Raw genomic sequence first — 13,495 nt, 5'->3', positions numbered from 1 at the left:
GAAGTAGCTGACTTCGGGTAAATCAAATACCTGATGTACTCGGTGTGGTTTGGCATGAGCCAGCATATCGCCACCACAGCAGGTACAGGTGTCTGACGGATAATGAGGCGCGAGCGTCACCCGTTCATCCTGCGGATGCCGCTCTCGACGATGGCCTTTATGACCAGGCTGAGCGCCGCGCTGCTTGCCGGAACGTTTGCGTGGGCGAGCCGGCGGCGTTCCTCCCGGTCCATTGCTGGACGGGGGCTTTGAAGAGTTGCCGCTGTTCTGATTGAGGCGGTCTTCCAGCTCGGAAATACGCTCCATGAGCTTGAAAATCAGCTCATGCGCTTGTTCCAGCGTCGGGGGCGGCACCGTCGGTGTGGTGTGCNGCGTCGGGGGCGGCACCGTCGGTGTGGTGTGCTTTTTATTCATATTGATAAGCGTGCCTGAACTGGGAGATCGTGCAAGTAGCAAAAGCGGATCAAGAGACGATCATCCCATTATTGAGTGTCAAGGCGCTGCGGGTGAACAGTTACGATGAGTGAGCCCGAAATCATCTTCCGAGATAAGACCGAAGCTGAACTTAATGAGCCGAACTCTCGAGCAGAAGTGACCGAAGACTGGATGGCTGATGCTGCTGAGCGAGCGAATAGGCGCTCGCTCAGCATTATTAAAGGCTTCATTGACGGCCCTGTCACCACGGTATTGCTTGAGCGTGCGCAATATGGCGATTGGTGGATTGCGCCGGATTGGCGCACGGTTTATGTGCACACGCAATGGCGCGACCGAAGAATAAAGTCATCATCAGGCGAACAACTTTTTCCTACTCAAAAATTATGGAAGTCCACTGACGCCGGCGAGTATTGGCAGCAACTGACCTGGCCCGAAGCGGATAACATTACCTTTTTGCGCTTTCTGGATGCCGAACGCGGCTATTTGATTGGCAGCGGGCCTCGGCTGTGGCGCACCCAAGATGGTGGCGAGCACTGGCAGGAAATTGCACTGCCCGCTATCGAGCCTTATATTACTTTTTCTGAGCAATTCGATCTGGTGGCGTTGGGAGCCGATAACACCTTACGACTGGCATATTTTACGGCTCGCTATGGCAAGCAAGAAAACCTGAGTGTGGTACTGGCCTTGCCATGGGGAGATGACACGCCTGAAGTGGAGTTTACGGTGCCGGACCAGAGTGTTATCGACTTACTTGCCGATGAAGCGGGCAAGGTGCACGTCTTGGGCTGGCAAGGATTACCCGTAAATTATTCTATTCCTGACGACAGCAAGCGCGAGCGCCCCAGCATGATATCGATGTGGGACGGCGCTAAGCTGCAACCCCTGCATGAGTTCAAGAAAGATGTGATTGGCTACGCCCTGTATCGTACGCCGGCGGGGCATATCTTGTTCGACGGCGTTACCGAGGGTTTCTTGCCGAACGACATTACCGCCCTAAGCACAGATGGTGGCAAGCGTTGGCAGATGACTAATGAGGGCTCCAGTGCCCAGGGAGGATATTACGACACCCACACCGGAACCCGTTGGCGGGTATCCGGATACGCACTGTCCAAACGCGAGATACCGTGAAGTCTAAAACATAAAGCTTGGCATCCTGCACCTTCTATCAGGATTCTCTAATTCACCTGCAGATCCGCCGCCTAACAGATAATTGCAAGCCGGAACAAAAACACCGAATCAATCGATTCGGTGTTTTTTTATATCTGCCATGCCACTGCCGAACAGTCGGGCTGTGAACTAGGAAGGCGTGCTTTGTTTATTCCAGGCGGTGCTGACCGAGGGCTGATGGCTAAAATGCCGCGGGCTGAGCAACACAATTGCCAGGATAATAACGGCAATAACAAAGAGTCCTATGTATAACCCCTGAGTGGCATCAAATATCATATGGCGCAGGTATAGCGCCACCTCGTCGGTCAATGGTGCCTGTTGCAAGCTGCTCACCACGGTATCTACCTCTTGCGGTAACTGCTCACGCAACTGGGCCGGCGCCTCCTGTAAACGCTGGCTTAAACCGGCATTGAACAGGGTGCCGAACACCGCAACGCCCAGACTCTGGCCCAGAAAACGGGAGAACATGTTGGCACCGGTCACCACGCCACGCTGATGCCAGTCTACTGACGATTGCGCTCCCACCAGCATGGGGGTGGATAACAAGCCAAAACCAGCCCCCAGTACGATTTGCCCGGCCACGATCACCCAGATAGACACCTGATAAGACAACAGCAGAAAACTGCCCGTGGCCACACATACCAGCAGGCTGCCGATGACGGCGGTATTGCGAAAGCCAATACGCAGATACAGACGTGCCGAAAACGAGGATGCCAGAGGCCAGCCAATACTCATGGCGGCCAGCACCAGGCCGGCGGTAATGGCATTGACCTGGAATACCGATTGGGCAAACGTTGGCAAATAGGCGCTGGGCACCATCACGATAAAGCCCATGCCGATCATCGACAGATTGGCACAGGCCAGGCCACGATTGCGCCATAACCAACCAGGCATGACCGGATCGGCCGCTCGGCGCTGCGTCCATACCGCCAGCATCAGCAACAATGCCGCCAGCATAAACACCCCTATGCTGGTCACCGATAGCCAGGGCCAGGCCGTGCCTCCCTGCATGAGCGCGAAAATCAGCGTACCTACGCCGGCCAGTATGGTCACCGAGCCCAAGTAATCGATTTGGCGACGTTTGTGCGTTTGGGGTTCGTGCAGAAATACCCACAGCACCGCCACGGCCAGTGCGCCTATGGGCAGGTTGACCAGAAATATCCAGTGCCAGGACACATACTCAACAAAGGCACCACCCAGCATAGGGCCGCTAATGGCCGCCATGCCCCATACACTGGATAAAAAGCCCTGCACCCGGCCACGTTCTTCCAGGCTGTACAAGTCGCCGGCCAGGGTGTTGACCGTGGCCATAATGGCGCCGGCTCCCAGGCCTTGCAGGCCGCGAAAGGCAATCAGGCTCGGCATGTTCCAGGCTGCGGCACAGGCCGCAGAGCCCAGAAGAAACAGCAGACCGCCACCCAGCAGAATGGGTTTGCGGCCATAAATATCGGCCAGCTTTCCGTAAATGGGAATGGTCACGGTCTGGGTCAGCAAATAGATGGAAAACACCCAGGTGAACAAGGAAAAATCACCCAGCGCCGTTACAATTTGCGGCACAGCAGTCGAGACTATGGTCACGTCCATGGCGGCCATCATCATAAACAACATCAAGGCTGCTAATATCCAGGGGCGATTGGGGTTGGGCACTGAGACTCCTTTATTGGCTATCATGCTATACAGGTTCAGGTTGAAGCCCTGAATGTGGATCTTTTTGTCAGCTTCGAGTAATACCTAAGATGACGACAATGAGCAAGGAGTGGTTGTGTTATCTCGAATGTTGAGGCTATCAAGAATGTCCCGCTCAATATAAACCAATGCCAAGGATAAACGCCGGATGAAAAAAGCACTCTATTGGTTTACCAACGATTTGCGCTTGCAAGACAACATGTCCTTGAGTTCTCTGCTGATGCAAAGCGACAGTATCGCCTTTGTTTATGTACTCGATCCTCGCTGGTTCAAGCAGAATAACTACCAGCACAAGCGTGTTGGCGAGCATCGTTTTCGTTTTATTGTCGAGTCATTGCGTGATCTTGACGCCCAACTGCGATCGTTTGGGCATCACTTGACCGTATTGCATGGCGAACCTGTGGCCGAACTTCTTCACTTTGTGTCGCATCAGGGGATTAATTTGCTGGGCTGTGCCAGCCAGGTAGGCTGGAATGAGCGGCGGGTATGGCAGTATTTGGTACAGCAATTGCCACAGGTAGACTGTATTTCCCGGTGGAATTCAACCTTGTTCGAACCTGAACAGCTTGAACGGGGCGAGGATGCGCTGGCCAGTTTTTCGCGCTTCAGAAAACAGGTAGAGCAGCAGCCGATTACGCCGGTTTCACCCTGTAAAATCTGGCTGGACACCTTGCCACCGCCGCTGGCAGCCGAAGAGACAAGCCAGCAGCTTGATACGGTTTTGCATGAGTATCGAGGCAGTATGGCAGCCTCTTGCCAACGTTATGCCGACACTCGCCTTACTCATGAGGATGAACACTTTATCGGCGGAGAACGAGCCGCGCTGCTACACCTAGAGCGCTACTTTACCAGCCAGGCCCCCGAGAGTTACAAGCAAACGCGTAATGACCTGGATGGCTGGAGTACATCCACCAAGTTCAGCCCATATCTGGCCGTGGGAAATGTGTCTCCACGTCAGATATGGCAGCGGCTGGATCGCTACCAAAAAGAATGCCTGAAAAATGAATCCACCTATTGGATCGGGTTTGAATTGTTGTGGCGCGAGTATTTTCAGTGGTGGGCCCTGGCACAAAAGTCTCGCCTGTTCGCGCTGCAAGGCAGTGCCGCCACACGACCATTGACCAGCTATTATGGCGAGCGCTTTATTAAATGGTGCCAGGGTTGCACGCCTTATCCGCTGGTGAATGCCTGCATGCATCAGCTGAATGCCACCGGCTTTATGTCCAACCGCGGCCGTCAAATTGTTGCCAGCTGTTTGGTCAATGAGTTGTCGATTGACTGGCGCTATGGTGCGGCTTATTTTCAGCAGCAGCTGATTGACTATGATGTGGCGTCCAACTGGGGTAACTGGCAATACATCGCGGGCGTAGGGGCGGATCCGCGAGGAGGGCGTCACTTTAATCTGGCCAAACAAACGCAGCTGTATGATGCCAATGAAGCCTTCATCAATAAATGGCACGGCAAACATCAAGCGGAACCTCTGGATTCGGTAGATGCGGCCGATTGGCCTATTCCTGCCGATGGCAGTCACCATGATTAACAAGTCAGATTTGCCATTCAAGGTATGCCCGGTTTGCCAACGGCCATTCAGCTGGCGCAAAAAGTGGGCTAACAACTGGTTGCAGGTTAAATATTGCTCAAAACGTTGTGCCGGGCGGCGCAGCCAGGCGGGTAAAACCGGCAGTGCCGTGCTTTAGCCAGCGGAGGTGTTACAGGCGCCGTCTGATGAGGTAAACTGCTCGATGATATCATTCGAAGCCGGTTGCAAGTCAGGTGCGTTTGGGCGGTGTTCGGTGATTCGCGGGTTGGTTTTATGACTGGCCTTTTTATAACTTTTTAAAGGTCAGTGTATGGGAAACGAGTTAATAATTTGCGACAGACTTGTGTGCACTCAGTGTTCAAATAAAAACGGCCTTGATTTTGACTTTACCATGGCCTTTCAGCCAATAGTCAATTGTAAAACGCAAAGTATATTTGGTTATGAAGCCTTGGTGCGAGGGCTGAATAATGAATCGGCATACTCCATTATTTCTCAAGTGAACGATGATAATCGTTATGTTTTCGATCAGCTGTGTCGCGTAAAAGCCATTGCTTTGGCAGCAAAGCTGAATATAAAAGAGATGCTCAGTATCAATTTTCTGCCTAATGCCATTTACCAGCCAGAGCGTTGTATTCGTACTACATTGGCGGCCGCCAAGGAATATGATTTTTCTGTTGATCAAATCATGTTCGAGTTTACCGAAGTTGAAAAGCTGGAAGACAACAAGCACATTCAGCGCATTGTAGAATATTACCAAATGCTTGGTTTCAAGACGGCGATCGACGATTTTGGCTCGGGTTATTCCGGACTCAATCTGTTGGCAGACTTTCAGACTGACATTATCAAGCTGGATATGGAGCTAATTCGTGATATCCATAATGATAAAGTCCGCCAGTCTATAGTAAGAAACTGCCTGAATATGTTTGCCGAACTCAATATTACTCCTTTGGCCGAAGGCATAGAAACGATTGACGAGTTTGTTTGGCTGCGTGATGCGGGCGTGGCGTTGATGCAGGGCTACTTTTTTGCCAAGCCCGGTTTTGAAAGCCTGCCAGAGGTGAATTTTTCGGCGCTCAATATAGCGTCTTGTTAAAGAGCTGTAAGTTAATTAATCTGATAGTGGCGTAGCCGAACCTGCGCCTGATTTTGTCGTAATGGCTTATTATTCCACGTTTTTGAGCCCTTTTTTTGCTGCGAGTATCATTATTCAGCAATACATAGAACAGGGGCGTCATTTTTTATTTATCACTCAATCAAGGAGAGAAATAGTGAAGGTTAATTACCTTTTTTTGCTGGCAACAACCACTGCCATATCATGCAATGTAGCCGCAAAGAACACCCCCGTTAATGCAACCAACCCGGTTGCTGATCAAGTGGTTGCCGAGCAACGTGCCAAGCTGGCTGACAATACCAAAGAAAAAGGTTTTGGTCCGCAGTCACCCCGTAATATCGATACTGTGCAAGGTAACAACAGCATGCTGTTTAGTGCCGCACCGGCCTATAACGACATGAACTTGTGTAATATTCATTTTCACAAGAATGCCGAGCATATGGGCGGCGAATTTTCGCAGTATGCCGGCAATGGTGATGGCAAGGGGCATGGCAGTGGATACCGCTATTCGGGTTCGTTAACCCAGGCCGAGCTGACACCTGTTGCTGGCGAAATATGCCCAAGCAAGAACGGCAGCTTGAATGCCGGGGATACCATAGAAGTTCATTACGTTTATTCAACGGCACAGATAACGCCGGGAGCGACTCTGGGAGCCTGTTTTAACGATGCGATTAAAAATCCGCAGTTACGGGTAGAAGCTCAGGTGTATGTGCTGGTTAATGACAGCACGGCACTGGATTTTGGTAAATTAACGGGCTTTGGTGAGCAAGATGGCCGATATCAGGCGTTGAACCTGCCGACCAATACCGGCCAGTCAATACATTATGCCGGCTCTACTACGGGCCCCGCTTATAACGAAAAAGGGTCCCCTTTTCAGGTGAGCTGGGGAGTTCGCCCTCAGGTGGCCAAGGTGAACATTGCCACCGTGGGTGAGTGGTGCAAGGGCAATGTATTCGAAGAAGATCACGCCCACGGGGTAAGAAACCTGGTGACCAACCCCGATCTGTTGTCTGAAATAACGCAATAAAGGAGGGCGAGCGGAGGGCGGTTAGAGCCTGGTGTCATCCATAAAAAAGCCGAGCAGTTGCTCGGCCTTTTTATTACCAGACGAGATTAATCGTCATCGTTGGGGGCATCGTTGCTGACTGGTGTTTTCCTGTTGGCAGGAAGGACTTTTTCACCAGACTTGGCATGTCCACCAGGGTGGCCATTAATATCGAAGTCTTGCTCCATCAGCCGCACGTTGGCAGAAGGGGCCTGGCCTTCTTTGCCTACCCCAAAGTATACCGTGCTGTGCGGAAAGGGAATTTCGATTCCGGCACTGTCGAAGTGCAACTTCACCAGCCGATTATAGGCACGTCCCACCGCCCACTGCATGCCCGGTGTGGTTTTTATCCGTACCCGGATAATCACCGAACTGTCGGCCAACGAGATCACGCCAGCCACTTCCAGTGGTGCCAGTATTTCGTGCTTGTTATCTTCGCTGGCAGCCAGCTCGTCAAAGGCATTCTGCAACTGCACAATGGCCTCATCGATGCTTTCGCGGTAAGCCACCCGATATTCACCCACATGAAAGGCAAACTCGCGCATATAGTTGGATACCGTATCCACGCTTGAAAACGGAATGATGTGATAGGTCCCGCTAAGGTCACGAATGCCCACCGAGCGAATACTGAGTTTTTCGGCGGTACCGGTAATGCCCGCCAGCGTCACCACATCACCGGTGTTCATGGCGTTCTCTATTTGAATGAACACCCCGGTAATAATGTCTTGCACCAGCTTTTGTGCGCCAAAACCAATGGCCAGACCCAAGACACCGGCACCGGCGATCAGGGGGCCGATATTAATGCCGATTTCCGACAGCGCTATCATGATGGTGAGCGTGGCCAGCGCAATGGCCACGGCGTTGCGAAACAGCAGCAGCAAGGTTTGCGCACGGGCGGAGGGTTGACCGCTACCGGTTTCCGGATTCAGCTTGTGTTCGATAAGGCTGGCCAGCACCACCCATGCCAGGGCGGCAACGGCAAGAATAATGGCCACGCCGATGATTTTACTCATCAGTTTGCCGCCGGCTTCAGATTCATACCAGGCGTTCAAATCGACTATGTACCAGGCATTGAATATCAGCAATATCGCCATGCTGACGATCAGCACCCGCAAAAAGCGCAACGCCGCCGGAATATAGCTGTTCAAACGGGGTTCAAGTAACGGCAGCTTGCGGCGCAATTCGTCCGACAGGGTAATGCGTCGGCCTATGGTCTGGCTTAACAAACTGGACAGTAAAATTGCTATCACCACAATGCCCAGGGTTTTAAGCGTGGCATACAGTACAAACGGCAGGGCTTCGGCCGGGCTGAGCAGGGTCAGCACCAGCACCACGGTAAAATAGGCCAGCGCAATTAAATGCCAGGTACGAGAGAGTAATATCAGGCTGAACTGACCGGCGGCAATGGTGCTGCTTTCGGCCTTCACGCGAATGGCGTGGCGCAGGCGAGTGCGGTTTTTAAGGATTACCGTTAGTGCATAAATATAAGCGGCAAACATCATCAGGGTATTCACGCCCTGGCCCAGCGTGCTGGAGATATTGAGATTGATTAACGGCTCCAGCACCATAATGCCATAGCCCACCAAGCCTATCAGCAAGGCCAGCCAGCGATTCCAGTAAGCGGCTTCCGTTGCGTTAATCGGTAGCAAGCGCAGCCCGTCGTAACGAGACGAAAACAGCACCCGCAACCCGGCTTTTAATAGCTCGATCACCATAAAGGCATTCAGAAACAGCGAGGCCTGTGTGGTCAGCTCGCCGGTTTCGCCCACCATAAAAGTGGCCACCAGATTACCGCCAACGTAGGCCAGACCCACGGCCAGCACATCAACGGCCGTGGCCAGCACTACACAGGCCACCAAACGCAGTACCTGTGTTTTACCTGCTCCGTGGCGAGACCAGTAACTGAGGCGCGTAAACAGCGGGCTTGCCAGCCGTCGCAGCAACCAGAACAGCACCACTGTGGCGAGGATCACCATGCCCAGATTAATGGCGGCATTCATAAAGTTCGCACTATTGAAACCTGCATTGTCTTCGGCCAAATCACCGGTAAACAAGTTGCCTGTTACCTCCACCAGGTTGGTGAACTGATCGCTCAGCCCACCGGCTATTTCGCTGGTGGTTTCTGCCAGCTGGCTGGGAATGGAAGCTTCTGTGGAAGCTGTGTTTTCAGTTGCGGATTCGGTGACTGCCGGCGTTTGTTGCTTGGCAAGGCTGCGCAGCTGGCTAATCAGCTGCTGGCGTGATTGTTCGTTTTCCAGTACTTCGGCCAGGGCGTCATAAGAGGGAGCCGAAGTGGGCTCTTGGCTTTGGGCCTGCGCCATACTCATCATGGGAGCACAGAGCAGCCATAGGGTCAGCAGAGTGATTCTTTTTATTAGTAGGTTCACCAGTGGTCTCCAGTTGGCTGTCAGTGTATTGATTTCAGATGTGGGTTCTGTTCCATCCTGTTGTGTGAAATACGTTGTTGTGTGAAATTTTATCGTGAATAAACAATGCGATTGGGCAGGGTAACATAATCATAATGCGGAGTTAATGCTCGGCCCCGGCACGAAAAATCGGCCAAGGCAGGACGCTGTTTTACCCTGAAGGTGTTAGCCAAAGAAACCGCAGTAGTGAGTTATGTCTATTATTTGTACATTTTTTATTTGCGCCACTGCTCACCGGGCACTAAGTTTTATTAACCATTGGTTAACAATGTGTGTTTGTGTTGCATGGCTAGTTCAAAAGGCACAACGGTTAATTTGATAGCCGCTATGGCCGTATTCGACGCAAGCATCGCCATTCCTGCCCAGGAGAACATCGAACATGGAACTAACCCGAGGCATAAGCAGAAGAGCGATATTGTCGTGGATAGGCAAAACGGCCGGCGCTGCCGCCATGTATCAGGCCATGACCTCGCTGGGTTTTGCCAGCGAATCAACCTTCGACAAAGATCATTATGAACTGAGTGGTGCCCCCGAAGGATCAACGGTCTTGGTACTGGGTGCAGGCCTGGCCGGCATGACGGCGGCATTCGAACTACAGAAGGCGGGTTATAAAGTTAAAATTCTCGAGTACAACGAGAAAGCAGGGGGGCGCTGCTGGACCATTCGAGGTGGCGACAAATACACGGAGTTGGGCGGGGCAACCCAAGAATGTAAGTTCGACGAAGGGTTGTATATCAACCCAGGACCGTGGCGAATCCCCTACCATCACTATGCGGTGCTGCATTACTGCAAACAGTTTGATGTAAAGTTGGAAGTCTTTAATCAAATCAACCATAACGCCTACGTACACAGCGCCAATGCCTTTGACGGCAAGCCCAAACGCTACCGTGAAGTTTACTCCGATTTTCAGGGACATATTGCCGAACTGCTGGCCAAGTGCGTGAACCAGAAAGGCCTTGATGAAGCCATGACCCGTGAAGAAACCGAGCGTCTGTTGCTGGTTATGCGTGAATGGGGAGCACTGAATGGCGACGATAAATACGTCAAGTCAGTGGAGGCCAGCCTGAGGCGGGGCTTTGATGTAGAGCCCGGCGGTGGTTTGATGCCGGAGGAACAATACTCTCTGCCCATGGACCGCCACGAGTTGCTTGATTCCAGCCTGTGGAAGCACTTGGTTACGGGTAACTTGTTTGAATACCAAAGCACTATTTTTCAACCCATCGGTGGCATGGACATGGTTGCCAAGGGGTTTGAAAAAGAGGTCGGCAATCTGATCCGCTACAGCAGCAAGGTCACTAAGATCCATCAAGATAATAAAGGCGTGACCGTCAGTTATATCGATAGTAAAAGCCCGGGCGACACCATGACCGAATCTGCCGATTGGTGTGTATGTACTATTCCACTGTCTATACTGGGACAAATTCCCGCCAACTTCAGCAGCAAGCTGACCAGTGCCATTCGTGCGGTACCTTACGACACCGGCGTAAAAGTGGGGTTGCAGTTCAAACGCCGCTTCTGGGAAGAAGATGACCGTATTTATGGCGGTATTTCCTATACCGATATGCCGATAGAGATGATCAGCTATCCCAGCACCGACTACCATTCTTCGGGCAAAGGGGTGTTGTTGGGTGGCTATTTGTGGGATGAAAATGCTTACGAGTTTACCGCCATGTCTCCCGAAATGCGGGTAAAAAAAGCGCTGGAATACGGTGCTAAAATTCATCCACAATATCTGGACGAGTTTGATAACGGCATTGCCGTGGCATGGCACCGAGTGCCCTGGACCAACGGTTGCTATGGGCTGTGGACGCCAGAAAGCCGTAAAGAGCACTACCAGAATCTGTGTGAAATAGACAACCGAGTGGTATTGGCCGGCGAACACGCCTCGTATATTCCGGCCTGGATGGAAGGCGCTATCTTGTCTTCTTTAGATGCCATCAAGCGCCTGCATGAGCATGCCGTTGCTGCGAACAAGCAAAACGCCCAAGGGAGTCAATCATGAACAAGCTAACCCTCTCTGCTTTTATACTTGGCATCAGCTCTCTGGTGTTTTTACCGGCGGTGGCGGGCACGCCGACCGTGTCTGAAAGTGGCAGCTTCGAGCAAAAAACAGGTGAGGATCTATTTAACAGCATTTGTCAGGGGTGCCACATGGAAGGAGGCAAGGGCGTGAATACCGGCGCAGGCTTTTATCCCGCATTGGCCAATAACCCCAAGCTGTCGGCTGCAGGCTATCCCATTTTCATTCTGTTGAATGGTTTGGGCGGCATGCCCAGCTTCAAGCACTACCTTAGTGATGAACAGATAGTGGAAGTGGTTGACTATATTCGTACTCATTTTGGTAATAACTACCCAGAAAAAACGACCCTTGAGCAAGTAAACGCTATGAGCAAACGCTAACCTGATCTACTGTGCGCCCGACATTGTCGGGATATCCATTAAAGGAGTCATTAATGAAATCGTTTCTATCTTGCATTGCAGCGGCCGCACTGCTTAGCGGTGTTACCGCCACGGCCCATGCCGCCGAAGAAGGTGTTATTCGTCATAAACTGCCTGATTCCGACTTTCCTATTTCACTGGCTGTTGAAGTGCCCGCCAACAAGACTTTGGTACACCTGAGTGGCCAGGTGCCTGCTGCCATCATTAAAGACGCCGATGCTAGCACCACAGCTGCATATGGCTCTATGGAGGAGCAAGCCACCTCGACACTGCAAGCTATCGAGAAAACCCTTACCTCCCTTAACCTCACCATGGCCGATGTTTATCGCATGCAAGTGTTTCTGGTAGCGCAAGACGGCAAAGTCGACTTTTCCGGTTTCATGAAGGGCTACACCAAGTTCTTTGGTACCGAAGAGCAGCCCAACCTGCCGGTACGTTCGGCAGTAGAGGTAGCCGCATTGGCCAACCCTGGTTGGTTGATTGAAATTGAAGTGTCTGCGATGCGACCTTAACCGCGGTGAGTCCAATAGACATGGGCTCGATAATACAGGCAACTCTCGCCACCATATCGGTCACATCTGCAAGACCTGCCTCAGTGAGCCTTGTTGAGCGTCAGGTCTGTTTTGTCTACAATGACGCACTTTTTAGCTACTGCGTCAGGTTTCATATGAACGACACTAAATCCTTGCCTGCTTTACCGGATCGCCTTTCGGTTAACCCTCGTAGCCCACATCATGTGGCAGAAATTTTCGAACACAACATTGGTATTCGACTGAACGGTAAAGAGCGTACCGATGTTGAAGAATACTGCATTAGTGAAGGTTGGGTAAAAATCCCATCGCCCAAAGCGCTGGACCGTCGTGGTCAGCCAATGCTGATTACACTAAAAGGAACGGTTGAAGCCTTCTATAGCTAAGTCGTTTTAATATTACTGACTCTTGTAACTAAAAAGGGCCTGAGAAATTCAGGCCCTTTTTTAATACGTTACCAAAAATCAACGTTATACCTAATCTCAGTGGTTAACGGTTATGGATGTTCATTGCGAAGACATAAAGCAAGGGCGTTGTCGCCTTCCATTTCGCCTTGCACAGAGTCATAATGCAATAGCTTCATTCGGTGCCTTTTGATTGTTCCTTATGAATCCCGCGCAGCGCCTCACAACAGGGAAGGGAAGAGGCAGGTCGCCCGCAAGGCTCGGGCGGTAGCGTGCCTGTTGCAGAAAAATACTGCTGATTTTGACTGTGTGAAAAACAAGCACCTTAGAGCCTGGCTGCGATATTTAACTCTTGATAAAAGCGCAGCTATACGACAGTTGTCGCAAAGCCGCGTGATTTTCGGTCTGCCAGGCTTATAAAGCACTGAAAAATATAGAACAGTTGATGTGAGTGAAAGTGGATAAGCGAACAGATATTTTGCGTGAAAAACGACATGTGGCGCTTATTCCCAAGGCGTAATTTTTTATGGCGTCTTAAGTTTTTGATAAAAAAGAAAATTTTAATGGTGAGATTTATGCTATCAGCGGATAGGTGCGCTTTGCATAAATGTCATTTGTCGTTGAATTAGCTGTTGAACTTGCCTCGCAGGCTCGGGGAAGTGAATTCACATCAAGTATAGCTGGATAAACATACAGTGGTGTTCTATCTTTT

General features: G+C 51.3%; 12 protein-coding genes. 9 read left to right on the top strand and 3 right to left on the bottom strand.

The genetic code is table 11. The features are described from left to right. Positions 1 to 414, bottom strand: a 414-nt coding sequence (locus IEW52_RS15065) for a DUF6444 domain-containing protein (protein ID WP_229667990.1), incomplete at its 3' end; no start/stop codon positions are given. Between the two features lie 105 nt (positions 415 to 519). On the opposite strand from IEW52_RS15065, the gene IEW52_RS15060 reads away from it, so the two are divergent. Beyond that, positions 520 to 1,563, top strand: a complete 1,044-nt coding sequence (locus IEW52_RS15060; protein WP_188630904.1) for a WD40/YVTN/BNR-like repeat-containing protein — start codon at positions 520 to 522, stop codon at positions 1,561 to 1,563. A 168-nt stretch (positions 1,564 to 1,731) separates the two neighbouring features. Here the strand turns inward: IEW52_RS15060 and IEW52_RS15055 are convergent, their stop codons facing one another. Then, on the bottom strand, positions 1,732 to 3,249 hold the full coding sequence (locus tag IEW52_RS15055) for an MDR family MFS transporter (protein ID WP_229667989.1): 1,518 nt from the start codon (positions 3,247 to 3,249) through the stop codon (positions 1,732 to 1,734). A 187-nt stretch (positions 3,250 to 3,436) separates the two neighbouring features. On the opposite strand from IEW52_RS15055, the gene IEW52_RS15050 reads away from it, so the two are divergent. The 4 genes from IEW52_RS15050 to IEW52_RS15035 all read left to right on the top strand — a co-directional run bounded on the left by IEW52_RS15050 (position 3,437) and on the right by IEW52_RS15035 (position 6,966). Beyond that, the gene (locus tag IEW52_RS15050) at positions 3,437 to 4,828 is read left to right on the top strand and encodes a DASH family cryptochrome (protein ID WP_188630902.1); all 1,392 of its coding nucleotides are present in this window, start codon (positions 3,437 to 3,439) and stop codon (positions 4,826 to 4,828) included. Then, positions 4,782 to 4,985, top strand: coding sequence for a DUF2256 domain-containing protein (locus IEW52_RS15045; protein ID WP_308424537.1), 204 nt, complete (start codon positions 4,782 to 4,784; stop codon positions 4,983 to 4,985). The genes IEW52_RS15050 and IEW52_RS15045 overlap by 47 nt, the downstream gene beginning before the upstream one ends. 153 nt (positions 4,986 to 5,138) lie before the next feature. Beyond that, complete coding sequence (locus tag IEW52_RS15040) at positions 5,139 to 5,921, top strand: EAL domain-containing protein (protein ID WP_188630901.1); 783 nt, start codon at positions 5,139 to 5,141, stop codon at positions 5,919 to 5,921. A gap of 175 nt (positions 5,922 to 6,096) precedes the next feature. Next, positions 6,097 to 6,966: a delta-class carbonic anhydrase gene (locus IEW52_RS15035; protein WP_229667987.1), complete on the top strand. Its 870-nt coding sequence runs from the start codon at positions 6,097 to 6,099 to the stop codon at positions 6,964 to 6,966. A gap of 86 nt (positions 6,967 to 7,052) precedes the next feature. On the opposite strand, the gene ybiO is transcribed toward IEW52_RS15035, so the two are convergent. Then, complete coding sequence (gene ybiO, locus IEW52_RS15030) at positions 7,053 to 9,371, bottom strand: mechanosensitive channel protein (RefSeq protein WP_229667986.1); 2,319 nt, start codon at positions 9,369 to 9,371, stop codon at positions 7,053 to 7,055. Between the two features lie 418 nt (positions 9,372 to 9,789). Between ybiO and IEW52_RS15025 the strand changes: the two genes are divergently transcribed. From IEW52_RS15025 to IEW52_RS15010, 4 genes are all read left to right on the top strand, one after another. Next, positions 9,790 to 11,412 carry an NAD(P)/FAD-dependent oxidoreductase gene (locus tag IEW52_RS15025; protein WP_229667985.1) on the top strand — a complete coding sequence of 541 codons (1,623 nt, stop codon included), beginning with the start codon at positions 9,790 to 9,792 and terminating at the stop codon, positions 11,410 to 11,412. After that, on the top strand, positions 11,409 to 11,810 hold the full coding sequence (locus IEW52_RS15020; RefSeq protein ID WP_188630899.1) for a c-type cytochrome: 402 nt from the start codon (positions 11,409 to 11,411) through the stop codon (positions 11,808 to 11,810). Before IEW52_RS15025 ends, IEW52_RS15020 begins: the two co-directional genes overlap by 4 nt. Before the next feature lie 53 nt (positions 11,811 to 11,863). Continuing rightward, positions 11,864 to 12,361, top strand: coding sequence for a RidA family protein (locus tag IEW52_RS15015; RefSeq protein ID WP_188630898.1), 498 nt, complete (start codon positions 11,864 to 11,866; stop codon positions 12,359 to 12,361). A 155-nt stretch (positions 12,362 to 12,516) separates the two neighbouring features. Continuing rightward, complete coding sequence (locus tag IEW52_RS15010; RefSeq protein WP_188630897.1) at positions 12,517 to 12,765, top strand: DUF3297 family protein; 249 nt, start codon at positions 12,517 to 12,519, stop codon at positions 12,763 to 12,765. Positions 12,766 to 13,495 lie beyond the last annotated feature (730 nt).

Origin of the sequence: Oceanisphaera marina, assembly GCF_014643915.1 — a bacterium.
Taxonomy (GTDB): Bacteria; Pseudomonadota; Gammaproteobacteria; order Enterobacterales; family Aeromonadaceae; genus Oceanimonas; species Oceanimonas marina.
The sequence above is the reverse complement of the archived record's forward strand: the minus strand, read 5'-3'. Positions and strand labels throughout refer to the sequence as shown.

Excerpts from the sequence above, each read along its gene's own strand:
- IEW52_RS15025 (WP_229667985.1), top strand. The coding sequence starts at position 9,790 with ATGGAACTAACCCGAGGCATAAGCAGAAGAGCGATATTGTCGTGGATA.
- IEW52_RS15040 (WP_188630901.1), top strand. The coding sequence starts at position 5,139 with ATGGGAAACGAGTTAATAATTTGCGACAGACTTGTGTGCACTCAGTGT.
- IEW52_RS15020 (WP_188630899.1), top strand. The coding sequence starts at position 11,409 with ATGAACAAGCTAACCCTCTCTGCTTTTATACTTGGCATCAGCTCTCTG.
- IEW52_RS15050 (WP_188630902.1), top strand. The coding sequence starts at position 3,437 with ATGAAAAAAGCACTCTATTGGTTTACCAACGATTTGCGCTTGCAAGAC.
- IEW52_RS15045 (WP_308424537.1), top strand. The coding sequence starts at position 4,782 with ATGCGGCCGATTGGCCTATTCCTGCCGATGGCAGTCACCATGATTAAC.
- IEW52_RS15010 (WP_188630897.1), top strand. The coding sequence starts at position 12,517 with ATGAACGACACTAAATCCTTGCCTGCTTTACCGGATCGCCTTTCGGTT.
- IEW52_RS15015 (WP_188630898.1), top strand. The coding sequence starts at position 11,864 with ATGAAATCGTTTCTATCTTGCATTGCAGCGGCCGCACTGCTTAGCGGT.
- IEW52_RS15060 (WP_188630904.1), top strand. The coding sequence starts at position 520 with ATGAGTGAGCCCGAAATCATCTTCCGAGATAAGACCGAAGCTGAACTT.